The sequence below is a fragment of the Vibrio splendidus genome, from assembly GCF_001557875.1.
GTDB lineage: Bacteria > Pseudomonadota > Gammaproteobacteria > Enterobacterales > Vibrionaceae > Vibrio > Vibrio splendidus_F.
On sequence record NZ_LNRF01000001.1, the window covers coordinates 12,006 to 38,025 of the forward strand.

A 26,020-nucleotide genomic window follows, 5' to 3' on the forward strand; every position below is an offset into this window, starting at 1 on the left:
GCTTTGTATTGAGTCCAAATAGTCCCTTGAGTCCATTTTTGTGTAATCAGAAAAAGCCTAGCGGATTAGTGTCGTAGCTGATCAGCAGGTTCTTAGTGTTTTGGTAATGGTCGAGCATCATCTTGTGTGTCTCACGGCCAATGCCCGATTTTTTGTAACCACCAAACGCGGCATGAGCTGGGTAAGCGTGGTAACAGTTCACCCAAATACGCCCCGCTTCAATGTTACGACCCATGCGATACGCTAGGTTTGCATCACGCGTCCACACGCCTGCACCCAAGCCATATTCAGTGTCATTGGCTATTTCTAGCGCTTCTGCTTCATCTTTAAACGTCGTCACCGCGATAACAGGGCCGAAGATCTCTTCTTGGAATACACGCATCTTGTTGTGCCCTTCCAGCATGGTTGGCTGAATGTAGTAACCGTTGCCGAGATCATCCGGTTGCTGCGCGATTTCACCACCTGTTAGCACTTTTGCGCCTTCTTGACGACCGATTTCTAGGTAGCTCAAGATCTTATCGAACTGCTCTTGAGAGGCTTGTGCGCCAACCTGAGTGTCAGTGTCTAACGGGTTGCCTTGCTTGATGGTTTGAGCGCGCTCGACAACTTTGGTGATGAACTTGTCGTAGACCGATTCGTGGATCAACACACGCGATGGACAGGTACACACCTCACCTTGGTTAAAGAACGCCAGCAGCATGCCTTCTACACACTTATCTAGGTACTCATCTTCATAATCAAAAATGTCTGGGAAGTAGATGTTTGGAGACTTACCGCCAAGCTCAACGGTTGATGGAATCAAGCTTTCAGCCGCACATTTTAGAATATGATGACCAACCTCAGTCGAACCTGTAAATGCCAACTTAGCAATACGATCACTAGTCGCAAGAGCTTGACCGGCTTCACTACCGAAACCATTCACTATGTTAACAACGCCAGCAGGCAGAAGGTCAGCGATCTTCTCCATCATCACCAAAATCGAGGTTGGCGTTTGCTCGGCTGGCTTCATCACCACACAGCAGCCTGCTGCTAGCGCAGGTGCCAACTTCCAAGCCGCCATCAAGATTGGGAAGTTCCAAGGAATGATCTGTCCAACGACACCGATTGGCTCTGGGAAGTGGTAGCTTGCAGTGTTTGAATCGAGCTCGGCTGCACTGCCTTCTTGCGCTCGAATACAACCCGCAAAGTAGCGGAAGTGATCGACAACCAAAGGAATATCTGCCGCTAAAGTTTCACGAACTGGTTTGCCGTTTTCCCATGTCTCAGCGACTGCGATTTCTTCTAGGTTCGCTTCAATGCGGTCAGCAATTTTAAGTAGGATGTTCGAACGCTCTGTCACACTGGTCGCAGCCCAACTCGCACGAGCTGCATGCGCCGCATCGAGTGCTAAGCTAATGTCCGCCTCGGTTGAGCGCGCGACTTGGCAATAAACCTGACCATTCACGGGGGACGTGTTATCAAAATACTCGCCGCTGACAGGCTTCACCCACTCGCCACCGATAAAGTTATCGTATTGCGCTTTAAAGTTCACTACTGCGTTGTCACTACCCGGCTGTGCGTAAATCATAGTTAGATCCTTCTTTGATTTGTTGTTCGTTATTGAGCGAGAGCTGTCTTATTTTTGTGGCGACTTCTCTTGAGAAAAGAACTCATGACAAGTCGCCCATGTTTATACTTTCTGTTTAAAACATTGATACTTCGTGTTTTCTTCACAACAAGAACAACGCAAATCACACGCCACAACCTCAAAACTTGTTGTTAATAAATTGTAAAACTATGATTACCAAACATTTACAACCCAAAGTGAGTTGGCATTGAACGGCCGTATGGAAAGCACTCCAGTGTTCAACTGTTCCAATTTGGTACACCCTCACTGTTACGACATGGAACAGTCATGCACCTTCAACAAGCAAACACCTTAGATTGGCTTTCGTCCTCTTGGCACCGCAGCACTGAAGCGGGGCTAAAACAGAGGCGTCTTCCCGAAGATATTCGCCTGCCACAGTCGATTCTTAAGCAGCGACGTCATCAATCATCAAGCTTGATTCAAATCGTCGAGCGCAATGCACTGCCTCTGTTTAACCAGATGTTTGCACGCACCGACAGTCGTTTGATCTTGACCGATATTGAAGGGGTGATTCTAGCTAGTTGGGGGCAAGAGCGGTTTAAGGAAAAGCTGACTTCGATTGCACTCAGCTCTGGAGCGTGTTGGCAGGAACAACTCAAAGGCACCAACGCCATTGGCACCGCGATAGTAGAAGCCAAGCCCGTGACCATCATTGGTGAGCAGCACTTCATCCACCAGCATCGGTTTATCAGCTGCTCAGCGAACCCAGTATTTGATCACCAAGGAAACATGGTTGGCGTATTGGACATCACCAGTGAGCAGCAACAACACGACAGTTCGGTACAGCTGCTTGTTCAAAACATGGTTCAGCTTATAGAGAATCAGCTATTGAGCCATATCCCACAAGGAACGACTCGTATTGATCTCGCGTGCGATAAATCGCTATTGCACAGCGGTTGGCAAGGGATTGTAATAGCCAACGAAGCTGGAGAGGTGGTCGCGCACAATCAGGTCGCCTCTCAACTGTTGGATCAAACCTCGATCGTCGGTGAGAGTATCGATGCCCTCTTCAACCGAACTTCAATAGATGCACCCTTTGTGTTTGAAAAACAGCATCTCAAACGCTCATCAGCCAAGCGCACACGCTCTATTTCAGCATCGTGTGATTTACACCATGGTGAACAACAGATAGAACACGCTTGGCAGCAGGCCAATAAAGTTATCGACAAAGGCATTAGCCTATTAATCCTTGGTGAAACAGGTGTTGGAAAGGGCGAGTTTGTTAAGGCGTTACATAAGCAAAGCCAACGTAAATCATCGCCCCTAGTCGCCGTGAATTGTGGTGCGCTGCCTAAAGATCTTATCGAATCTGAACTGTTTGGCTACGCACCAGGAGCTTTTACTGGCGCAAACAAACAAGGGTTTCAAGGGAAGATCCGTCAAGCTGACAAAGGGATCTTGTTTTTGGATGAGATTGCCGACATGCCTTTAGAAGCTCAGTGCCGACTACTGCATGTTCTGCAAGACAAATCCGTGGTGCCAGTTGGTTCCAATCAAAGCTATCAAGTCGATTGCCAGATCATCGCTGCCACTCACAAAAACCTCGAGCAGTTGGTCGCAACCGGTGAGTTTAGGCAAGATCTGTATTACAGACTCAATGGCTTGGCCTTTACCTTGCCAAGCTTGCAGCAGCGACAAGATAAGCATGCTTTAATTGAGTATATTCATCGTAAATACGCCGAAGCTGAGCAGTCTATTTGCCCGCACCTAATGAGTTTATTGTGCGCCTATTCTTGGCCAGGCAACATCCGTGAATTAGACAACTTACTCAAAGTAGCCACTTTACTAGCAAGTGATGAACCACAACTCACACTCGAGCATGTGCCTAGCCACCTTGCTCAGCACCTCACCTCTTTAGCTCAAGATGGTCATCACCAGATTACTGCTTCTCGTATCATCGAAGGTAAACCAAATGCAGATTTAAGAAGTACCGTTGAAGAAACCTTGCTGCAAACCTATCAGGCTAACCAAGGGAACATCAGTAAGACATCGCGGATCCTTGGGATCAGTCGTAACACAATTTATCGAAAGCTAAAGAGTTTGGGGATTCTTCAATGAAGAGAATGAACCAAGCTTTGTCTTGCATGGATTTATAAAACAAACATAGAAACTCGCATAAATAGGAGGAATGAATGATTTTGAGTAAAATTAAGTGTGACCATTGTCATATAATGAATAATCCACATTCAGTAACAAGCGAAAACAACACTACTCTCGCCTAATAAAAGACCACTTTATCAATAAGGTTTAAAGATCAATAAATACAATTGGTTACTTAACCTTAAACAAACATTTATTTCTCTTTCAGAACCCATGCATCAAATATAAAGATAAGCCCAACACAATCCTGTTTATAAATTTGATCTTCCCATTCTTTATCTGTTCATTATCTTGAATTTTTCATTCATTTATCTTGTTTAAAATCTCTGCAAAACTACCACTATTTAGCTAGAGAGATCATATGTTTAACAGTATACGAACGCGAATTGCGGTGAGTGCAGGCGGGGCGATGGCTTTCACCCTATTGATCGCAATGGGCATGACCACTAGCGCTTTTACTGATGTGAATAAACAAGTCACAGAGAAAGTAAAACTACAGTTAACCGACGCTACGACAACCGATTTACAAAACACAGCACTTCAACAAGGGTTGAACATTTCCAACCAACTTAACCCTGTATTAGCCAACTTAAAACAAGCACGTTCAATCATTGAGTTGAGTTCAGAAACGGACGCTAGCGCAGACCTTATCGTTAAACAGTTTACTGCCGCTTTAGAAGCACAAAACAAAGCCGTATTTGCTGGCTACATGGTGTGGGAAAACAAAACTTGGCCACAACAAACCGATCTGAATGGCGAGATTAGCTTGAACAGCGAATTAGGTTTCAACAGTCAGGGCTACCTTGCCCCTTTCTTCTCTCCCAATGACCAAAACAGCTTTGATGCAGTCGCGATGGAGAGCTTCAGCAATACTGAACTCAACAGCAATGGTGAACGCAAAGACGACTGGCACTTAATGCCTTACCAAACAGGTAAAACGTTCGTAATGGAACCGTACTTCTATCCGGTTCGTGGTAAGCAAGAACTCATTACCACCATCAGCCAGCCGATCAAAGAGAACGGTAAAATCATTGGTTCAATTGGCTTTGATTTGTCTTTGTTCGAGCTTCAAAGCCAGAGTGAATTGTTTGCGCGTGACCTGTTTGATGGCAAAGGCAAGATCCTCATCACTTCCTGGAAAGGCATTACACTGGCCAACAGCAGTGCTGGAAACATGGTTGGTAAGAAAGTCTCACCAGAGCTAGAAAAAGAGTGGTCGCGAGTTCAGTCTATCGCTAAACAGTCTGGAGCTGGGTTGGTTACATTTGGCGGAGATGAGTACGCCATTACTGCTATAGAGACTAGCGACGCACCGTGGGTAGTCATGGTATCGGTTCCCAGTAGTCACCTTGCAAAAAGTGTCGACGAATACACCCAGTGGAGTGATGAGCAGAATTCGAAAGCGCTTGAAAAAGGTGTGTGGGCGGGGATCGTCGCCGTTCTTCTAGGCATCATATCGATGGCATTGATCGCCAACTCTCTCGGCAAAGTTCTCAATAACTTGGTCGAGCGATTCAAAGATGCCGCACAAGGCGAAGGCGATTTAACCTATCGCATCGAAGTAAAAGGGAAAGATGAGACCGCGCAACTGGCTCACTGGTTCAATACCTTCCTATCTCGCATACAAGAGATGCTGCTCACTGTAATGGCGACAGCAGACCAAGTCGATAAGAACGCGACTGAGGGTCAAGCTCGTGCAGAGGTATCCCGTGACCAGTTGAACGCTCAAGTAAACGAAGTGAACTCACTCGCCACTGCAATCAATGAGATGAGTGCAACTGCACAAGAAGTAGCGAACTCAGCCGTTCAAGCCGCTGCGGCCGCTAGCCAGGTACAAAGTAATAGCCTTAACGGCATGACACGCATGGACAATGCCGCCAGCGCAGTTGATAGCTTGGCCACTCAAGTGAATGATGCTCAGCAACAAACGCAAAACTTAGTTGATTCAAGCACCGCCATTCAAGGTATTTTGAGTGAAATTGGCGGTATTGCAGAACAAACCAACCTACTTGCGCTCAACGCCGCGATTGAAGCAGCTCGTGCGGGTGAAGCCGGACGTGGCTTTGCGGTGGTGGCCGATGAAGTGCGTAACCTAGCAAACCGTACTCAAGGCTCGACCGAAGAGATTCGCTCAATGCTGGCGCGCCTAGAGCAAGAGACCCAATCTATCGTGGTCTTGATGGAGCAAAGCCAAAAGCAAGCGAACGATACCAAAGGCGAAACTCAAGCCGCTCATTTAGCGCTGTCTGAGATTAACCAAGCCATTGAAGTCATCAACGACATGAACAATCAAATTGCTTCCGCGGCTGAAGAGCAAAGTTCAGTATCCGAGGAGATTAACCGTAACGTGGTCATTATTAACGATACCGCAGTGGAAGTGATGGAGACCATGACATCCTCGGTAGAAATCAGTAATGAGCTGACAGTAAAAGCCGGAGATTTACACGGAGAATTAAGTAAATTTAAGCTCTCTTAGTTCGCTATCTCTTCCATAACAACAAGGCCGAGAAACGCAATATTCTCGGCCTTTCTATTTACTGTTCGCTCTCAGCATCAATGCCTCTCACCTAGAAAAATCTAATTAGAATCCAACTCAATCAACTGATTGAGCACCTCTTTGTCCAACACCGGATGATGCTTACTCGCGAGCAGCAGTACGATGTCTACCGCAGGTAACGGTGGCATGTCATCGAGAATTTTCAAATCAGGTGTGACACTGAGCTTGCCCATCGCACCAATTGCCAACCCTGCTTTGACGATTGCGCGCTGCGCTGAAGCCGTATTACTACACGCTAAAAGCTGATAAGGCGTGTCTTGTTTGGTTAAACCATTCACCGCCGCAGCATGGTATTTACAATCCGTCTGGAACAGAGCCAGTGGGACAGGTTTAGAATCATCAAACACAAAATCAGGGCTGCTTATCCAAACGCCCACATCATTGGTTAACCAATATCCCTCTTCGCTATCGGGAGCGCGAGTCACAATCGCAGCATCAAGCCTACCATCATCAAGCCACTCTCTAAGCGTAATGCTCGGCAAGCTAAATATTTGAATGGAACAAGTAGGTTCAGCGTTCTGCAAAAGCTTAATCACTTTCGGCAAGATGCTGTCGTTATAGTCTTCAGGGCAACCTAATCTCAGTGGCTGTTTGTCCTCATAACGTTTTACTTGTTTCAATGCCGTATTGTGGAGTGCGACGAGCTGCTCCGCATGAGAACGTAATGCCAAGCCCGCCTCAGTCAAAACCAGGTTGCGTCCTTCCTTTTGAAACAGGATGACATTCAGTTCTTCCTCTAACTTGCGCATCTGAGCACTGAAGGCTGATTGGGTGCGATTAATCTGCTTTGCAGCGCGTGTAAAACTGCTGGTCTCCACAAACGCGAGAAAGCCTCGCAACGCATCAATATCCATATTGAAATCACCACCCATCGTTTTTATTAATGTATTGCATCAAAATTATCCGTTAGTGCGCCGTAATACAATCCCTTAAGCTCAAATGCATACCCACCAGACGCAAGGAAGCATTTATGCAGCTTTATATCGCTAATCAGAACTACTCAACTTGGTCACTGCGCGCATGGCTAATATTCGATCACTACAACCTCGCCGCTGACGTCATCAAACTTAAGCTATTCACCCCAGATTTTTATGACACGCTGGCTTCAGTTACACCCACTGCAAAAGTGCCGACTCTGGTTGATGGTGACGTTGCAGTGTGGGATTCACTCGCTATTCTCGAATACGTTAACGATGCCTACCTAAACGGTACTGCATGGCCAACTTCCATTGCTGAACGCGCCTTAGCCCGAGCTATCTCGGCAGAAATGCATTCTGGTTTTTTCAACATCAGAAATGAATTACCAATGAATTGCCGAGCCAAAAGAAAATTGGTTTTGAGTGAAGGTGCCCAGAAAGATATCGCCCGCATCGATGCCATTTGGTCAGAACAAATGGATCAATACCCAGAGGGCTGGCTATTTGGTGAATGGTCGATTGCTGATGCGATGTTTGCACCAGTAGCACTGCGAGTCGAAACCTACGGCATCAAGCTTTCAGAAAAGGCATCACAATATCAACAGCGTGTGCTCAATAGCCCGTCGATTAAAAAATGGTTAGCCGAGGCAAGCTTAGAAACCGAAGTGGTTGAAGAGGATGAGGCCGGTGAGCCTGTATAAGTAGATTCCAATGAGTCTCGATGCACTATCGAGACTCATTCATTTTTGCTCATTACAAAGGTTTCACAGGGCACTTTTTCTCAGAGTGTACTCTTCAATAACTCACTGAACTTCGACGCTATCCACTGATGCGAAGCTGATGCAAATGTACGCTGATGTTGCAGTAAATATAGGTCGACGTGATATTGCTTACTGGCTACAAAATCGTAAATATCCACAAACTGGCTATCGAAACCCGGTAGTGCATTCAACGCATTCATACCAAAGATCACCGCATCTGAACGAGACGCGATCTCCATCAACACATGAGTTTGGGTGCTTCGAAGTTTTGGACGTTTGTCACTTTCCAACTGTAATAGAACTTGTTGAAGAGGCGTGTTGAATGCTTGCTTGTGGTCTTCTTCTACGTTCATAGCGACTATAGGGTATCGCATGATTTCGTCTAACGTAGTGTCTTTTCCAACCAGAGGGTGGTCTTTACGAACAAACAGTTTGGGATAGATTGTTCCTATTTTTGTCGCTTGGTATTTTTGATCTAGCGAGCTTGAATAATGAATAGCAAAGTCTAACTTCCCTTTGTCGAGTAAGTCGTAAGGGTTACTTTTCGCGGCCATTTCTATCAAGTTGACGTCAGGAGCTTCTTCAAATAACCCTAAGGCTAGATTGGGAAGAATGGTACTTCCTAGAAAGGTAGGCAAAGAGATCGAAAACGTATCATTACATTCTCGAGGATCAAATTGACTACGTTGAAACAACGCACCCAACTGCGGAAGAATGTGTTGCAGCTCTTGACCTAACTCTAGCGACTTTGATGTCGGTGTCAGGCCAGTAGAGGTTCGGATAAAAAGGGGATCATCGAAGGTTTCTCTCAACCGTTTTAAGCTGCGACTCATAGCCGACTGCGAGACAAATAACACCTTTGCAGCATTGGTTACATTGCGTTCTCTAAGTAATGTGTCAAAGGCCACCAGCAAATTCAGGTCGACTCGATTCAATTGATATGAAATATCTTTTTGCATAATCCCTCTGCGATATTGAACAACGACATTGTTTAGAACGAACTAACCATAACACGAAAAGATACACCCACTTAAGGGTGTATCCAATCTTGATTAGCCTGCTACTTTACTTTGATAGAATTACTCGTTTACTTTAATAAAGTCACCTGGCTTCCATGAATTATCAAACCATTTTTCTGTCGGTGAATACATACGGAAGATGATATTAAAACCTTTCCCTTCCGTCGTTTGCACCCAGTTGTTTTCCATTCCTTTTGGCGCATCAGGTGCAAAGTGTATGGTGATAGAACCATCACTGTTTTTCTTAATGTCTTCACTCAAACCATCGATACCCGCAGATTTTTGGTCGGTTTCTAACATGGAACGCGTCTGGTTATCGTAGATCATAAATGACCAGAACTTCTCTACAGGCGCATTTGGCGGCATTGTTACCGTGTAGTGCTGGCTACCATCTAACACTTCCTGATTGGCATCACGTGTTGCCAATAAGTAATCCGAACCTTTGCCTACGGTTTTCGTCACCATATCAGGGGTAATTCCCGTTGCCATGAAGTGGAAAGTGGCTCGCATGTCAGAGTCAATCACGCCATTTGCGTCTTTAAACTCATGCCCTGAAACTAACGGAGTAAACCATTGTCTATCTTCGTAGCGAAACATCTCTTCCTTAGGATGAAAATAGGTAGAGCGCGCTTCAGCGGTTGCTATTTTTGCCGCTTCCGACAGGGTTTGCTGCATGCGCTTATTGGGAGCAAATTCCTGCCCTTTTTCGATTCCGATATCTTTGGCTAACGACAACCATTCAGCATCAAAAATAGCCGTAGGTTCGTATTGAATAAGTGCATTCACCTCATCGTAGAATGTCTCGTCCATAGCATGAATAGTGTTGTAATCAACGCCAGAAATATTCATGAACTCTGTCTTATCTTCTTTACCATACGGATACAGTTTGGTGGTGTTTTTTAATGTTGTAATGCTCTGTTCCATACTCTCTGGTGAGCTCACCAAGCGCAGCAACAGCCAATGCTGATAGCCTTCGCTGACAACCTCAATGTACCCTTCTGGAACATTGCCCTTCCACGAAGAGTGACGGATAAAATACTTGCCTGATTTAGCTGCGTTATCTGGATGAGTGACACCAATTCGATCAACGTATTTAAATGTAGCATTGTCGAGTAAGCCAAGTACTGGGGTTGGAATTTCCAGAACAACCGGGCCGTTTTTCACATCAATTTCAGAAGTGATATACGGCGTGGTTGTATTCGCGGTTAACCACAAGCTATTGGCGTCTAAGTTGTCTTCAGAAATCGCAATGGTTTGGTTCGGCTTCATGCCAATACTTTCGTGCCCCAGTAGCAGTCCTTGTATTGAAGCAACAGGAATGCCGGATAGAAACACACGAACCGCATTGGAGACTTGAACAAAGTCTTGCACCTTAGCGTGCGTTTCTTCAGTAGGTGCACCATCGGTATAGTTCAGCTCACCTAGATAGGCAGATTCGACCTTGTTTGGCGTGATGATGCTATCTGGTACTTGCGCACTAAATTTAGGCTCAGCGAGCACCATAGATGAACAACCTAAAGTAATCAGCAACGTAGCAATAATCGATGTTTTCATAATAGTTTCTCTTGTCTAAAGTGATTCTCATAGCCTAATCGACCCCATTTGTATTCTTCATTTGGGTGCCACGCATTAAGCCATTTACTTGCAGAGACAGTTGAGTCTCTATTGCTGGCTAGCCACTGATTTTTTCCATGTCTTCTAGCATCCAGTTTTTAAAGAAAGTCTTCGATGTTGGACGGTAAAGTCGGAACAATAAGAAGTAATCTTCACCACCTGTAGGAACCCAGTTATTCTCTTGCCCTTTTGGTGCTTCTGGGCCGAAGTACAAATCATACGAACCATCTGGATTCTTTTTCATCGTGTCTGCGTTTCGAGACGATAGCCCTACTCGATCGACCCCTTTAACAAAATTCTTGGTTTCCATGTTGTAAACAATCGCTGACCAGAAATCCTCGACTGGTGTGTCGGCTGGTACATTGAGCTTGTACGTCGCTTTGCCATCTAACATCTCACCTTGTGAATCACGTAAGCCCGTTAGATAAAAGGTTGAACCGCCCAATTGCTTTGGCAAGTAAGTCACGTAGAAGTACGACGCTGCTCGCTTATCAACTAACACCTCATCTTCATCCACAAATGGGAAACCAAGTTGAGCTTGAGGGCCAAAATTCCAGAAAGACCATTGCGATAAAGGCTTACCGTTTTTATCTTTCCATAGCGCACTCACCGTTTGATCAGGCTCTACGAATTTCGACTGCATGTGCGCATACGCCATAAGTACCCCCTCACGAATCGCTTTTTTCTGCTCTTCTGACGGGGCAAACTTCTTGCCTTTCTCAATACCAAGATCTTTTAATAACGAAACCATCGCCTTGTCTTGTGCTCTAACAGGGTTCTCTTGAATGACATCATTAATGTCTTGGAAGAACGTCTCGTTGTAATAAGGGAGGCTGTCATAAGCGACATCGGTTGCATCCAAGTAATCTGTCTTGGGTGGATTTTTGGCATCCGCAAGGTTGTAGATTTTGATTTTCTTCGCGTAGTTACCCGCATCTAAGTCTGTTGCCCCATTGGTTAACGATGGTCTAAAAGAGAATCCATACAGGTAAGTATCCGTTTCAAATACCAAGTAGCCTTGGCTTTCAAGTTCTTGTTTTGTACCTAACTCATTGTCGTAACCTGGTGGCAAGAATAGATACTTCCCTCCTTTACCTTCGTCTGCACCTTTGTAGCCAACATCCGTGATCGGTACTTCCCACTGATTCACAACCGAGCCAAAGTAATTCACTTTGTCAGTCGCCGCCGGAACTTCAATAACGACAGGGCCATTTTTGGAGGTTGTGGTTGCCCAAGCGTAAGCAGTGGTGTCGTTAGCCGTGAGGAAGCCTTTTTCTGAGCCAAAAGGTTCGTTAACGTAAACCACATCGTTGAAATCGCCATTCAGGTCTCGACGAGTCGCTTTCAAAAAATCAATCTGAGTCACAGCCGGCATATAATGGATTGCGGTTTGAGTGGCACGCTGCACCATCATTTTGTATTCAAGGTTTTCGATCTGCGATGCGCGATTAAGGATGTCATCTGTATCGTCGAATGATTGGGAATAGACCGGCATTGTGCTGATAGCAAGTAGCGAAGCTAGGAGAAGTTTTTTCATGTTGAGCATATCTCTTCGTAAAGGTGAAACATTCAATTGTTTAAAAAACATCCTTTGTTTGAACCAAGTATACGAATGAGACCAAAATTCATCCAATGACTTATAGTCATTTATAATTATTCAATTTTAGGATAATGCTAGATACTGTTCGACCATCCCGGTACGACTCAATGATCTGTAAACCTTCCTCTACTCCGCAATATTTTGGTCGATTGTGATCGCCTAACCACAATGTGCAGACCTGATTGTTTATATTCAACGAAATTCAAATAGTTAAGATAAACATCATGTTACGATCAACGATCGCATTACTCAGTGTTACTAGCTTCGCCGTATCTGCCAACGCCCCTCTTCCTTCTGGAGAAGAGTGGCTCAACCACGCTACTGAAGGGTTAGCACCTTACTGGTTGATGCCTAGCGCTCAAGGGGAACCGATAGGCAACTGCCCTACTTTCCGCTGTGATGACGGTACCTTGCTCGATGTTTCTGATGTGTGCCCTGAACTGAACAAAAGCTGGATCACGCCACACTTTGGCAAAGAATTTACGCGGATGAAGTCACGTCAAACCTATGCCTATGGCGTGCTCTACCATCTTACCGGAGACAAGCAGGCGTTAGAGCTAGCTAAGCAAGGTGCCTACTACATCATTGATCAACTAGAAGATACGCAAAATGGCGGCTTTATTGGCTACACAAAAGAGGGAAAAACCGGCCAGGATTGGCAACAGCGTACCTCTCAAGATCAAGCGTATGCGCTGGTTGGCCTCGCCATGTACTACTACCTGACTCAAGACAAAAAGGTAGAAGGAGCACTCATCGCCCAACAATCTTTTATCTTTGATAAATATCGAGTTAGCGACAACAGTGGTCTTGCATGGGTACTTGCTGACGGTGAGGATGGCAGTGCAAAACGACGTGAGCTTGTCGCACAACTTGATCAAATTAACGGTTACCTGTTGCTCGTCGCACCTCTACTCAAAGAGCCCGTCAAATCAAAATGGCTTGATGACTTAAACTGGCTCACGCAAACCATGATTGACCAATACCATTCTGAAGATGAACAACGCTTCTACGGTGCAATTCACGATAAAGCAGCAATGATGCCGAATGCTAATCACAACGATTTTGGACACACCATCAAAGCGTATTGGATGACTTACCTTACGGGACAAACATTGGATAACTCTGAATGGAAAGAGTTTGGCATCACAGGGATGAAGCACACCTTAGCCCAAGCTCAATATCAAAAAGAGTTCGTCAGCGTATCTCAATACTTTGGCGAAGAACTTCAGCAAGCGTGGGAAGGACAAGAGATTACTGGATGGCAAAGCAGACCAAACACAAACTGGGCTTCATCATGGGAATGGGCAGAGCTCGATCAAGCCGCCATGACGGTATCGCTTGTCGATGGTTCAATGAAAGACGTACTGCAATACACCCTATCCACCTTTCATGATGTATGGGTTGATCACAAGTACGGCGGCGCTGGGCTTGATCCAAAACGCACCAAAGCTTTCCATTGGGGCAACGGTTATCACCAGTTTGAACATGCACTGATTGGCTATTTGTTCGCTCAGCAAGTCGACGCAAAGCCAGCAGTATTACATTACGCAAGGCCGACCAACAGCGAGATGCCAATGGAACCGTATTACTATCAAGGGGATGTGGTTAAGTTGGAGAGACTTGAGGGCGGAATGCAGAAGGTCAGCTTCAATAACATTCGACCTTAGCCTGGGGGCGCTCTGAATAAACGAATTAACGACAAAGCCTGAAAAGCAATTTTCAGGCTTTTTAATGACTACTTTCTTTTACCCTGTTCAACCAACTTCTCATTCCATGCAGTGTTACCGTCACGCTTGGTCACATCATATTCAGAACAGAACTGAGAAATGGTCATGTTGCTGTCGCCAGTAGCAAGTTTGAGAGCCAACTGAACTTGTTGAAGCTTGCTTTGCAAACGCAGGATCTGACCTGCATTTGGGCTTTTCTCTTTGGCATATTTTAAAGCCGCATGTTTACGCTCAGCAGCACCCGCTCGGCGATCGGCTTCAGATAACAGATATTTTAGTTGAGCAACACTCTTGCCTTTCTTGAAGGCAGGATCAAGCAACTCAACGCATTCATCAAACGATGGTTCGATAACGTATGGGTCAACTTTATGAGCTTGTTGGCGCATCCACTCTAGTGCGAGTTTTTCATCTGACATAATTACATCTTTACCAAAGAAACAGCCCTATATGGTATCGCTCAATAGCAAACCGCTGCAATAACAAATTGAGCGACTTTACGCCTTTTTGTACTGTGCCGATTAACGAATTTAACAGTCTCAGCCCCAATACTTGGCTTTAACGCATCACAAACAGCTCTTCGTGGTAGTGCTTTTCAATATCAAATTGATAGGTGTCTAATTCTTTTTTCAGTGATGTAGAGAACAACTCCGGCCCACAAAAATACATCTCGTATTCGTTGAGGTCACCACATTGATTGACCATTCTTCCGGCGTTCAGTCGAGGTGAATGTAATGTATCTATCACGGTCAACTTCACACCAACCGCGTGTGCAAGGTGCCATAACTCATCGATTAATTGCTGATCAACACCGCGAATACAATAAAACAGTTCAATACGAGGATGATCTCGTTCTGTTTTGAGCGCTTCTAGTGTTGCAAAAAACGACGCTATCCCGACACCACCAGCAATCCAAATTTGTGGTTTGCTTAGGTCAAAATCAAGTCGACCATAGGGCCCTTCAACCGTTACCGCATCGCCCGCTTTCACTCGTTCATATAGGCCATTGGTAAAATCACCCAGCTCTTTGATCAAAAAGCGTAGCTCTGAGTCTTCACTACCAGAAACAATAGTAAACGGATGAGGATCTTCATTACCAAAACGCAGGTATGCGAACTGCCCAGCTTTGTGTCCTCGCCATGATGTACTTGGCTTTATCACTAATTCCATCACTTCAGCTTGTGGAAAGTAGCGAGTGGACACGACAGAAGCAGAGTGGCGATTGCGACGCCCAACCAAGCCCAACAAACTGTAAATCGCTGCGATAGATCCAACCACAGCAAATGCCACAGTTAGATAATAAATAGGCTCTCCCCAATACGCTCGTTTAAGCAGTATTACCGAGTGAAAAGCAATAAACAGATACGCGACCGACATCAGGCGATGAGACAATTTAAACGGTTTGTACTTCACTGCCGCCCATAGTGACGCTACAAGTAAAACGAGTAATAAGTAGAAGCCCCACTCGCCAATATCCTGAGCAATACCGCGCAGTTCATTGACCCACAGCTCCCAACCAGTCAACACCGCTTGCGGCCCTGAACTATCATGTCGAACAGGCTTATCTAACACGCCAGACATCACGAGGGACTTAGGGATTTGGTACCACAACCAGTGTGTCACACCCATCGCCACACCACCGATGCCAAGCCATTTATGGACTCGATACGCTTTATCCATACCTTTGAGCCAATTCTCGACCATAGGCAAACGCATCGCCAAAATCATGGTGATGGACATTAACATCAGAGACAAAATACCCGAATACTGAATCATGGCAGAGCGCCATTCGAAGACATCGCTTGAAGCGAATAATTGCGGTTCCATCGCAAACCAAAAGGCTGACATTGTGGCAATCATTGCCCAAAGGATATTGCGGACTGTTTTCATTTTTTAACACTCATAAAGACGACATCATTACTTTAGCTCCTGTGATGTAAAGGGACGTCAACGAGCGTAAATCTATGCAAAGGCTCACACCTGTCATTTTATAGAAAGCGCAATATAGATAAATTACACTCAGCAATTGATCGACAAAAGTGGTACTTTCCTTTAGCTTGCAAAAGTGCGTGATACAAGTTCATCATACCCATTGCTAAAACCACGTTACGCACTCCTTACGTCTGTTTCCAAGGAATCCTTTGAAGTTAACCTACTTTAAATACAAAACGCGCGAAGGCCCGGACTACCGACATGGCGACCAGGTGTCTTTTATGGACATTAAACAGACCTTCGGTATGGGCAGCATTCGTGTGGGTGCTTGGGTCACTAAAGAAGAAAAAGAGCTAGCAGCGAATCTGATATTCGACTCGCTAGCAGACTTGGCTTACATCTTGGCTTTGCCACCAGAAGCAATTGGCTTGCGTGGCACATTAGGCTTAGCGTTCGGTAGTGGTGGAAGAAAGGGGGTACAAGCACACTACGCACCAAATCAAAGAGAATTAGCCCTCGCTAAAAACGCAGGGGCTGGTGCGTTAGCACATGAGTTCTGGCATGCGTTTGACCACTACATTGCCGAAAAGGCGTTTGAGATTGGTGATACCTCTGGCCCCCGAAAACACATCTTGTTCGCCAGTGATTGTTGGCTACACGATAGAAAGGTGCGACCTCATCCATTAAACGAGAGTTTGATGTCTGTGTTCGATGCCACACTACTCAGTGACAACAACCTAGATAAACACGACTACGTTGCGCGCAGCGTTATTGCCGATAAAGCGATGTCTGCCCGTTACTTCTCACTACCCACAGAGATGATGGCGCGTGCTTTTGAGTCGGTGATTGAATCCTGTTCAGATATCAAGAACGCTTATTTAGTCAATGGCACAACCAAGCCTGATATGTACCCCGTGTATCCTGATATGGCGCATCGAGAAGAGATTTACCAAGCCCTGCAAGGTTACTTCGCACCATTAGGGCGGTCTTTAAGTAAGTAACGTTTGGGACAGCACATGACCAAAGGTTCGAAAGCCTTTATAGTCGTAAACTACAAATTTCAACATGCATAATTTCGAGACAATAATGATCACTTGGCCATCTTTGGTAAAACTCGACGGTGATGATGAGCTTATTTACGTCGCATCCGAGAACGATTTTCAGGCAGAATGCTCAGACATGATCCTAGGTGAAGATGATTACCTCATTGATTCAGAGGGTAACAGCTACTCGCTTCAATCAAACTCAAACCAACTAGAATTAGCTAAACGAGCTGAGCAGTACTCGGTTGAAAGCGTGACTAAACTGATTCGAAATCATGAATTTCAGAAAGCAGAAGTGTGCCTAATGAAGATTCACTTCCTGACTATCGAAGAAGCGATTCAGTCTTTGGCTTTTGAGCCACGTTAAGATTGGTTGCTGATACAAGTCAGGCTCGTTAAACAGTGGATACAAAAACAGCGCCAATTTAGGCGCTGTTTTTCAAAATAGAATCGAGTATCCAATAAATTCAGTACTCAGACCATAAACGCCATGGTTACTTCAGCGGTATCTTTTACCGATTCAGCGTACTCTTCGTACTCGGCCACTAACTGATTAATCAAAACATCTACCAACAATAATGCACTCACTTTTGATGCGAATGCACCGCCTGTTAAAGGGCCTTCTGGTCTAGCGGCAACTAATACTTCATCAGAAGTCACAGATAATGGGCTATGACGAATGTTAGTTAAACTCACGACTGGAGATTGCTGGCTCTTTGCTCTTGTCGCGGCGTACACCACATCTTTAGTCGAACCCGAGCTTGAAATCGCAAACCACAGGTCACTTGGTTTCGACTTAATAGCACGCATCGCTGCAATATGAGTGTCTTCAAACATGGTCGAGCATTTACCAATTCGGGTTAAGCGAAAAGACAAATAACGGCCAACAATACTCGATGCCCCAACACCAACGCAGTGAATATTGTCAGCTCCATGAATCATCTGACAAATACGATCAATCTGCTTCCTGTCTATCAGTGTACTGGTGTCTTGAAGACTGGTAATCGCACTTTGGGTCGCGTTGTCAATTCGATCTGCATTCTCATTAAGGGGTTCATTTGCTTTCTGTGATCGCGGCTGGCTGAGCTCAATTGCCAATCCCATTCGAAAGTCAGAATAACCTTTAAAGCCTAAGTCTCGACACAAGCGAATCACGGTCGCTTCACTTGTCACTGTATCTCTTGCTAACTCTGTAATGGTAAGGTACTGAGCGCTATCGGCGTTAGATACAATAAAATCAGCCACTTTTTTTAATTTAGGGCTGTAACCTTCCATGCCATAACGAAGGCGAGAGAGTAGATTAACTTGAGGTTGTGCGTTCATAGTGCTCTTGATTCCGTAACTAACGCTGGGAGTATAACGCAATTTCAAACAACAAGAACCTAGCGTTTGCTAGGCTCTTATCTCAATCAATTGTTATAACTGATATTTTTCTATTATCTGATTCTTATAAGTTTCAGCCTGAGTTCCGTAAATCAACTGAATACCATTGCCGGAGCGAATCACCCCCTTAGCATCTAACGACTTCCAAACTTCATCACTAGCTGGCAATTCACTGTCTTTCACCGTAATGCGCAAGCGAGTGATACAAGCGTCAATCGAAGCAATGTTCTCTTTACCACCTAAATTCGTCACGATGTCATCAATCAAACCGCCCTCTTTACCGCTGTAATCTTTACGAGTGTAAAGCTTGCTCTCTGCATCGTTACGACCCGGAGTTGAGTAATTGAACTTGCGAATCATGAAGCTGAATACGAAGTAGTAAATCACAGAGTAAATTGGGCCAAGGATCAGAATCCATTGATACGATGTTTTTGCTGTTCCTTGTAACAGTCCAAAGAAGGTAAAGTCGATGATACCGCGAGAGAAAGTAATGCCAACTGCGACGTCTAGCATATGCATCAGCATGTAAGCTATACCTTCTAGCACGGCGTGTACCGCGTACAATGCGGGTGCAACAAACAAGAAAGTAAACTCTAGTGGCTCAGTAATACCGGTTAGGAACGACGTTAACGCAGCTGAGAACAAGATACCTTTTACTTTGGCTTTATTTTTATCGTCTGCACAGCGGTACATAGCTAAAGCTGCTGCAGGCAGGCCAAACATCATAGGTAAGAAGCCACCTGTCATTGTGCGTGTTGCTTCAGAGCTAAAGTGCACCGTCGCTGGATCTGCGAGCTGAGCAAAGAAAATCTTTTGACCACCAGCGACCATTTCACCGGCAACTTCTTGTACGCCACCTAGTTCGGTATACCAGAACAGTGGGTAAATCGCATGATGGAGACCAAATACGTTCAATAGACGCATCAATGAACCGTAGAAGAAAGTACCGATGTAGCCCATTGCAGAGAAAGCTTCACCTGCAAAAACGATAGATTTAAAAATTGGTGGCCAGATGAATGGGAACGCAAATGCTAACGGAATAAAGAACACCATTGTCATGACGGGTACTAAGCGGTTTCCGCTAAAGAACGCCAAGTAATCAGGCAGTGTCACATTTGAGAAACGATTAGTAATAAACGCCGATAGTAGGCCACACGTAATACCGCCAAACACACCTGTTTGTAGGGTAAATATGCCAAGCTCTTTGGTATATAGAGAAGCTAAACCCACCGCTTCATCCGCATTGGCGCCAGCCGCAATAAGTCCTTCAACACTGGTGGTCTCTGGCGAGAATCCTTGAAAACCAAGTACTGCACCAATTACTGTATGGAATAACAAGAAGCCAAGCACCGCGGAAAGCGCTGCCGTTTCTTTATTATTATTTGCCATACCAATCGCAACACCAACCGCAAATAGCAATGGTAAATTTACAAACACGAATAGACCCGCTTGGAAACAGAGTACCAAAAACTGATTGGCAAGCGTCCCTGGAGCTAAGAAGGTCAGATTATAAGTTTCAATGAGTGGCCCACTCGTAAATGCCCCACCAACCCCAAGTAAAATACCCGCCATTGGCAAAACAGCAATGGGCAACATAAATGCCCGACCGATCTTTTGTAGTACAGAAAAGATACCGTTCATGTACCCTCCAAACCCTTTGATTTATTAAAATTGTATTTAAACCGCTATGCAGCTTCCCTTAATCGAGTCAATTATCAACACAATGAAAATTTTCTTCAAACATGATGAAGAAAATCTGTGATCGCTGTAAAAAATATAATCTTCACTATGGATGAAGATTATTTTCAGTAGTATAACTGCCTCATAAACAAGTTCTAAAGAATAAAGATCATATTAAGAGGCGAGTAATGAAGAACTGGGATATCACTAAAATAGCCAAAACGCTGGCCGACACTATCGTCGTTTCTATCCAACCAGTTGAAGGAAGTCCACTCGATACCACTGAGTTTGTTGTTGCTATGGCAAAAGCTGCAGAAGTAGCAGGTGCGCCTGCGTTAAGAATAGAAAGCGCTGAACGCGTAGCGGCTGTAGCGAAAGCCGTATCCATCCCAATCATTGGCATTGTAAAAAGAGATTTACCTGACAGCCCGGTGCGTATCACACCATTTATTGATGACGTGAAAGCATTAGAAGCAGCGGGTGCAGCGATTATTGCTTTCGACGCAACAGATCGAGTTAGGCCGGAAACTCGCGAAGTCATAGCACAAACTATTGTTCAATCGCGTTGTATTGGTATGGCCGATTGTGCTGAGTTTGCCGATGGCTTTTGGGCGCACTCCCAAGGCATTGAATTAATAGGTTCTACACTTTCTGGCTACACTGGAGAAATAACACCGGAAGAGCCAGATTTTGAATTGGTCACCAAGTTTGCTCAAGCTGGCTACCTCACTATGGCGGAAGGAAGATTCAACTCTCCAGAGCTATGCAAACAAGCAATCCAAGCTGGTGCACTCTCAGTGACCGTTGGTTCCGCACTAACACGCCTAGAAGTTGCGACATCTTGGTACCTCGAAGCTACCGCTAGTGCAAAAAATAGCTAAATAAGAAAAGGACAACATCATGTTGAAAGCCATTACCGCACACACATTGTTTGACGGTGAACGCTATTTAGAGCACCACGCTTTAGTATTTGATCACACCGGGATCCTTGAAATAACCCCAGTTGACAAACTTGATTCAAATATCGAATTGCTCAGTTACGGCGACGCTATCATTACCCCTGGATTTATCGATATCCAAGTCAACGGCGGTGGTGGCGTGATGCTCAATGATACTCAATCCGTTTCCGCGATTGAAACCATCATAGAAGCACACCGCAAAGGCGGAACAGCGTATCTATTGCCTACCCTTGTAAGCGAAAAGCCATCTACTATGGCAGCGGCGCTAAACGCGATTGAGCAAGGGATAGAAAAAAAAATTGATGGTTTGCTAGGCATTCACTTAGAAGGTCCATGGCTAAACCCTGTAAAAAAGGGGGCGCACGATGAAAACAACTTCTACAGCCCTAGCATTGAACAGTTGGACGCTTTTCCGTGGCTAACGCAAGGCATTAACTTCATCACTTTAGCGCCTGAGCAAGTAGATTCAGAGTCCATAAAATGGCTATCAGATAAAGGTTGTATCATTGCTGCAGGACACACTAACCTTGTCGAACGAGACCTTGCTGGTAAACTTGAAAGCATCGATGGATTTACCCACCTATACAACGCAATGTCACCACAAACTGGCCGCGAACTTGGTGCGGTAGGTGTTGCGCTAAGTGATGATGACTGTTGGGCATCTTACATTGCTGACGGTATTCACGTTCACCCCAAAAACTTGTTAATGGCTATCAAACTTAAACCAAAAGACAAAATGGTGCTGGTTACCGACGCTATGGCATCCGTAGGAAACCCTGATGAAAGTTTCACGCTTGATGGTCAAAAGATTCAAGTCAAAGATGGTAAGTTAGTTAACGAAGCAGGCAACCTAGCTGGCGCGCATGTCACCATGGCTCAGTCACTAAAAAACCTTATTGATTGGGGCGTAGATCCAGAACACGCCTATCAAATGGCCAGCACGAACCCAGCCCATGCGATGAACCTTGAAAGTGAGCTAGGCTACCTAAAAGTAGGGTACCGAGCGTCTGCAACAATTCTGGATAAAAACGGCGAACCAAATTCTGTTTTAGTCGACGGAAATTTGTACACCTGCTAAAAGCCCAACCTAAAACTCCTGAAGGTCACTCTGCCCCCCTATTGAGTGGCCTTTTTTATTTCCTCTCAGATCATCGATACCTCAAAACTCAGTTAACCCACCTATTCTTAAGCCGTCGTAAGTATCAAAACGACTGGCGATATCTCCTTAATGACAAACAAAAACAGCGCCAAACTGACGCTGTTTTACGTTTAAACCAAATGATATCTAAATAAATTAAGCGATAAAAATCTGTGCCAGTGCGTAGCCTAAACAACATGCGCCGACGACACCGATCAAACCAACCGACATGAATGAGTGGTTGAAGTACCACTTACCAATCTTGGTGGTGCCAGAGACATCGAAGTTCACCGTTGCGATATCTGATGGGTAGTTCGGGATGAAGAAGTAACCGTAAACCGCTGGCATCAAGCCGATAAGCAGTGCTGGGTCTAGTCCTAAACCAAGACCAACAGGTAGCATCATGCGTGCAGTCGCCGCTTGAGAGTTCACTACAACCGATACGATGAATAGCGCTAGTGCGAACGTCCATGGGTAGTTGGTTACCATTTCCACGATACCCGATTTGAACTGAGGCATTGCGTATTGGAAGTAAGTATCCGACATCCAAGCGATACCGAAGATAGCAATCGCCGCCACCATACCGGATTTGAATACCACGCCGTTTGGCACATCTCGCGGGTCAGTTTTGGTTGCCAGCAAGATGATACCGCCGAAACAGAGCATCATCATTTGGATGATCACCGACATCTTGATTGGCTTGTCGCCGTCTACGATGGTTCTGATTTCAGGCACCATCGCCACGATAACAATCACGACAATTGAAAGTAGGAAAATCAATACCGCATTACGAGCCGAAGTTGGCAGCACTTCATCCAAAGATGTCGCTGTGGTGCTTTCGATACGCTTTTTCCACTCAGGATCTTTTAGGCGCGCTTGATACTCAGGATCGTCGTTCAGTTCTTTACCGCGTTTCAAGCTGTACAAAGAAAGTAAAAACGTACCAAACAAGGTTGCAGGCACCGTCACCATCAAAATGGAAAGCAGAGTAATAGAGTGTTGAATATCTGAAAGTTGCGCTAAGTAATAAACGACAGCTGCTGAAATTGGTGATGCCGTAATGGCTAGTTGAGACGCAACTGACGCTGCCGCCATTGGACGCTCAGGACGAATACCATTCTTCAGTGCGACATCGCCGATGATCGGCATGATGGAGTAAACCGCGTGGCCAGTACCCAATAGGAAAGTCATCGAGTAAGTCACGAACGGAGCTATCAAGGTGACGCGTTTCGGGTTCTTTCTTAGCACCCTTTCCGCCACTTGCAGCATGTATTTCAAGCCACCTGCGGCTTCGAGGATCGAGGCACAGGTAACAACGGCGAGGATAATCAGCATTACGGTGACAGGTGGAGACGTTGGTGGCATCTTGAAGACAAACACCTCGATCACCAAACCAATACCAGAAACAACACCTAAGCCAATACCGCCATACCGAGACCCGATATAAAGGACGACTAATAAAAATAGAAACTCAAAATACAACATAATCAACCCTGCTAAAAGTGTGGACTAATGTTATTTTGTCTTTATGTTCAATGCGTTACTTATTGGTAGATCACACAATCATTGAGCGTTTTAATGGATTGTTTTTTATAAGATTAGGGTCACGATAACAGGCGATTAAGTATCTAAAATGTAATTTTTCACTCATGTGAAACTCTAGGATTGTTATGCATTCTGATAGTCATTGTTTCTTTTAGAACGCCTGAATCTATAAAATTTAAATATCATAACTAAACGCTATCACCCATTCAGAAACCCATAACGGACTGCCCCTATTCTCCTCAATCTTTGTAATATAATTCTTGCCATTTTGACTTAACTCTAACTCGCCTATCCCCATACACTGTGTCAAAATACCCGCCCTTACGATGGCAATACAGAAAGAACCACGAATATGAATTTTCAAGCTGCTATTTTTGATATGGATGGACTGCTGCTCGACACCGAGCGACTTTGTATGCTGGTTTTTGAAGAAGCATGTCACGCGCAAGGTGTTCCGTTTTTGCAAGATGTGTACCTAGGCATCATTGGCTGTAACGCAAAAACCATCGAACAGATTTTTAGAAATGGCTACGGTGAAGGATTAGATTACTCAGCGCTGAACAACGAATGGTGCACTCGCTATAGCGCGATTGTGAAACACCAGGCTATCCCAGTTAAAGATGGCGTGATTGAGCTGCTTGAATGGCTAAAATCAAACGATATTCCAATCGCGGTGGCGACCTCCACTCAGCTTGATATCGCAAAGAAGAAGCTTGAGTTAGCAGGCCTAGATTCTTACTTCACTTCACTAAGCACAGGCTGTGAAGTGACTCACGGCAAGCCTCACCCTGAGATCTACTTATTGGCGGCAGAACGCCTAGGGGTTGCACCTGAAACTTGTCTCGCGTTTGAAGATTCAAATAACGGCATTCGAGCTTCTATGGCAGCCAACATGATCAGCTTCCAAATCCCTGATTTAGTAGAGCCATGTGACGAAGTAAAAGCGCTTGGTCACACCATCAGCCCTTCTCTGCATGATGTATTAGCACAGCTTCAACAAGCTGCAGCTTAAGCTCTAACTGCCGTTGATAATGCTTTTATCAACGTAGACAAGCCTCTCTATTAAGCCGACTCACAGAGTCGGTTTTTTTGTTGGTATAGTTTTTATAAAAGATAAAAACTCGCGCTTGAAGCTGTTAAAGTCGATGTTAAACATATGCCAAATGATGAACAAGATTGCTAACGCCTAAAGATGGAGAAAGAGACACGTGATTGAGAAATTTGAAGGCCAACTGCTTGATTTTGCACAGCGAGAAATGACACAAGATGCAGCGCACGACATCAGCCACATTAAGCGTGTCGTCAAAACTGCCAAAGCTTTGTGTACTCAAGAACAGGCTAAACTTGAAGTCGTTCTTCCCGCTGCTTATCTTCATGATTGCTTCACCTTTCCTAAGAACCACCAAGACAGAGCCCAAAGCTCAAGAATGGCAGCAGACAAGGCGATTTCTTTCCTCAAAACTATCGACTACCCCGCGTCCTATCTTGATGAGATCCATCATGCCATTGTCACGCACAGCTATAGCGCCAACATCACACCGGAAACCTTAGAAGCTCAAATCGTGCAAGATGCTGATCGCCTTGATTCTCTCGGTGCAATTGGTATTGCTCGTTGCCTGTACGTGGGTCAGAGCTTTAATGCCGAACTCTATAACCATCAAGACCCGTTCGCTGAACATCGAGACTTGGATGACAAGCATTACAGCGTCGACCATTTCTACGTGAAGCTGTTTAAGCTCGCGGAAACCATGAATACAGAATCCGCCAAGTTAGAAGCTAACAAGCGCACTGACTATATGCGTGGCTTTCTTGATCAGTTGAGCACAGAAGTTTAACGGCTTACTTGCTTAGAAAAATAGTTAGCCAACAAGGGAGAAGTACGAATATGGAAATTAATCGCTTTAAGGAATCCGACGCCGACGAGATCGTCACTTGGTTCACTTCACTGGAAGATTACGTGTTATGGGGCGGGCGAACCTTTGGTTGGCCGTTAGAAGCGGCTTCTATCATCGAACGATCTCAAGAACCACATGTTGAGCTGTATACATTTTCTCAACCTAATGTTGGCTCTAGCACAGGTGCATTGCTTGGCTTTATGGAATTTCAACGCATGTCAGGCAGCGAACTTCGCTTCTGCCGAGTCGCAATTCACCCAAACCAACGAGGAAAAGGGTTAGGACACTCGATGATCGAAACGGCCTTAGAAGCGGCGAAAGAAATACCAAATGTCACCACCATCACCTTGGCCGTCTTCAAGCAAAACCACGGCGCAAAACGCTGCTACGACAAAGCGGGCTTTGAGGTGGTCGACAAAGAGCCAAGCGTGAAAGAGTTCAATGGCAAAACATGGCCCTTGTATCAGATGGAATTAAAGCTCTGCTAGTTCGCTTTGATCAACAGACTGGTTTTAATTACCAGATT

The 26,020-nt window shown here is 45.1% G+C and carries 21 protein-coding genes; 11 read left to right on the top strand and 10 right to left on the bottom strand.

What is annotated here, in order from left to right:
* Positions 1-46: 46 nt before the first annotated feature.
* Positions 47-1,567: an acetaldehyde dehydrogenase ExaC gene (gene exaC, locus ATB74_RS00070; protein WP_061015609.1), complete on the bottom strand. Its 1,521-nt coding sequence runs from the start codon at positions 1,565-1,567 to the stop codon at positions 47-49.
* Between the two features lie 327 nt (positions 1,568-1,894).
* On the opposite strand from exaC, the gene ATB74_RS00075 reads away from it, so the two are divergent.
* A complete protein-coding gene (locus ATB74_RS00075; RefSeq protein WP_061015610.1) occupies positions 1,895-3,685 on the top strand; it encodes a sigma-54-dependent Fis family transcriptional regulator in 1,791 nt (596 codons plus the stop codon).
* Positions 3,686-4,088: 403 nt separating this feature from the next.
* Positions 4,089-6,203 carry a methyl-accepting chemotaxis protein gene (locus ATB74_RS00080; protein WP_061015615.1) on the top strand — a complete coding sequence of 705 codons (2,115 nt, stop codon included), beginning with the start codon at positions 4,089-4,091 and terminating at the stop codon, positions 6,201-6,203.
* Positions 6,204-6,304: 101 nt separating this feature from the next.
* On the opposite strand, the gene ATB74_RS00085 is transcribed toward ATB74_RS00080, so the two are convergent.
* Positions 6,305-7,156 carry a LysR family transcriptional regulator gene (locus ATB74_RS00085; RefSeq protein ID WP_061015617.1) on the bottom strand — a complete coding sequence of 284 codons (852 nt, stop codon included), beginning with the start codon at positions 7,154-7,156 and terminating at the stop codon, positions 6,305-6,307.
* 98 nt (positions 7,157-7,254) lie between these two features.
* Here ATB74_RS00085 and ATB74_RS00090 point away from each other — a divergent pair, with 98 nt between their 5' ends.
* Positions 7,255-7,902 carry a glutathione S-transferase family protein gene (locus tag ATB74_RS00090; protein ID WP_061015619.1) on the top strand — a complete coding sequence of 216 codons (648 nt, stop codon included), beginning with the start codon at positions 7,255-7,257 and terminating at the stop codon, positions 7,900-7,902.
* 80 nt (positions 7,903-7,982) lie between these two features.
* Here ATB74_RS00090 and ATB74_RS00095 read toward each other — a convergent pair whose 3' ends face one another.
* From ATB74_RS00095 to ATB74_RS00105, 3 genes are all read right to left on the bottom strand, one after another.
* Positions 7,983-8,921: a LysR family transcriptional regulator gene (locus ATB74_RS00095; protein WP_061015621.1), complete on the bottom strand. Its 939-nt coding sequence runs from the start codon at positions 8,919-8,921 to the stop codon at positions 7,983-7,985.
* A gap of 120 nt (positions 8,922-9,041) precedes the next feature.
* Complete coding sequence (locus tag ATB74_RS00100) at positions 9,042-10,535, bottom strand: DUF1254 domain-containing protein (protein ID WP_061015623.1); 1,494 nt, start codon at positions 10,533-10,535, stop codon at positions 9,042-9,044.
* A 118-nt stretch (positions 10,536-10,653) separates the two neighbouring features.
* Positions 10,654-12,132, bottom strand: a complete 1,479-nt coding sequence (locus ATB74_RS00105; protein ID WP_061017679.1) for a DUF1214 domain-containing protein — start codon at positions 12,130-12,132, stop codon at positions 10,654-10,656.
* 287 nt (positions 12,133-12,419) lie between these two features.
* Here ATB74_RS00105 and ATB74_RS00110 point away from each other — a divergent pair, with 287 nt between their 5' ends.
* On the top strand, positions 12,420-13,862 hold the full coding sequence (locus tag ATB74_RS00110) for a hypothetical protein (protein WP_061015625.1): 1,443 nt from the start codon (positions 12,420-12,422) through the stop codon (positions 13,860-13,862).
* A 68-nt stretch (positions 13,863-13,930) separates the two neighbouring features.
* Here ATB74_RS00110 and ATB74_RS00115 read toward each other — a convergent pair whose 3' ends face one another.
* Both ATB74_RS00115 and ATB74_RS00120 read right to left on the bottom strand, forming a co-directional pair.
* Entirely contained in the window at positions 13,931-14,338 is a 408-nt protein-coding gene (locus ATB74_RS00115) for a hypothetical protein (RefSeq protein WP_061015626.1), read from the bottom strand.
* Between the two features lie 139 nt (positions 14,339-14,477).
* On the bottom strand, positions 14,478-15,809 hold the full coding sequence (locus ATB74_RS00120; protein ID WP_060981020.1) for a ferredoxin reductase family protein: 1,332 nt from the start codon (positions 15,807-15,809) through the stop codon (positions 14,478-14,480).
* A gap of 251 nt (positions 15,810-16,060) precedes the next feature.
* Between ATB74_RS00120 and ATB74_RS00125 the strand changes: the two genes are divergently transcribed.
* Positions 16,061-16,852, top strand: coding sequence for a CLCA_X family protein (locus ATB74_RS00125; RefSeq protein ID WP_061015628.1), 792 nt, complete (start codon positions 16,061-16,063; stop codon positions 16,850-16,852).
* A gap of 85 nt (positions 16,853-16,937) precedes the next feature.
* Entirely contained in the window at positions 16,938-17,261 is a 324-nt protein-coding gene (locus ATB74_RS00130) for a DUF4144 domain-containing protein (protein WP_061015630.1), read from the top strand.
* A gap of 107 nt (positions 17,262-17,368) precedes the next feature.
* Here ATB74_RS00130 and ATB74_RS00135 read toward each other — a convergent pair whose 3' ends face one another.
* Positions 17,369-18,217: a MurR/RpiR family transcriptional regulator gene (locus tag ATB74_RS00135; protein WP_060981017.1), complete on the bottom strand. Its 849-nt coding sequence runs from the start codon at positions 18,215-18,217 to the stop codon at positions 17,369-17,371.
* A 93-nt stretch (positions 18,218-18,310) separates the two neighbouring features.
* Positions 18,311-19,918, bottom strand: coding sequence for a PTS transporter subunit EIIC (locus ATB74_RS00140; protein WP_061015632.1), 1,608 nt, complete (start codon positions 19,916-19,918; stop codon positions 18,311-18,313).
* A 227-nt stretch (positions 19,919-20,145) separates the two neighbouring features.
* Here ATB74_RS00140 and ATB74_RS00145 point away from each other — a divergent pair, with 227 nt between their 5' ends.
* Together ATB74_RS00145 and nagA are read left to right on the top strand one after the other, a co-directional pair.
* Entirely contained in the window at positions 20,146-20,838 is a 693-nt protein-coding gene (locus ATB74_RS00145) for an N-acetylmannosamine-6-phosphate 2-epimerase (RefSeq protein ID WP_060981015.1), read from the top strand.
* A gap of 19 nt (positions 20,839-20,857) precedes the next feature.
* Positions 20,858-21,994, top strand: coding sequence for an N-acetylglucosamine-6-phosphate deacetylase (gene nagA / locus ATB74_RS00150; protein WP_179946882.1), 1,137 nt, complete (start codon positions 20,858-20,860; stop codon positions 21,992-21,994).
* A 216-nt stretch (positions 21,995-22,210) separates the two neighbouring features.
* Here nagA and ATB74_RS00155 read toward each other — a convergent pair whose 3' ends face one another.
* Positions 22,211-23,539: an anaerobic C4-dicarboxylate transporter gene (locus ATB74_RS00155; protein ID WP_010432780.1), complete on the bottom strand. Its 1,329-nt coding sequence runs from the start codon at positions 23,537-23,539 to the stop codon at positions 22,211-22,213.
* Between the two features lie 412 nt (positions 23,540-23,951).
* On the opposite strand from ATB74_RS00155, the gene ATB74_RS00160 reads away from it, so the two are divergent.
* The 3 genes from ATB74_RS00160 (at position 23,952) to ATB74_RS00170 (ending at position 25,982) form a co-directional block, all read left to right on the top strand.
* Entirely contained in the window at positions 23,952-24,611 is a 660-nt protein-coding gene (locus ATB74_RS00160) for an HAD family hydrolase (RefSeq protein ID WP_061015637.1), read from the top strand.
* A gap of 196 nt (positions 24,612-24,807) precedes the next feature.
* Positions 24,808-25,434, top strand: a complete 627-nt coding sequence (locus ATB74_RS00165; RefSeq protein ID WP_061015638.1) for an HD domain-containing protein — start codon at positions 24,808-24,810, stop codon at positions 25,432-25,434.
* A gap of 50 nt (positions 25,435-25,484) precedes the next feature.
* Positions 25,485-25,982: a GNAT family N-acetyltransferase gene (locus tag ATB74_RS00170; RefSeq protein WP_061015640.1), complete on the top strand. Its 498-nt coding sequence runs from the start codon at positions 25,485-25,487 to the stop codon at positions 25,980-25,982.
* The last annotated feature ends 38 nt before the right edge of the window (positions 25,983-26,020 follow it).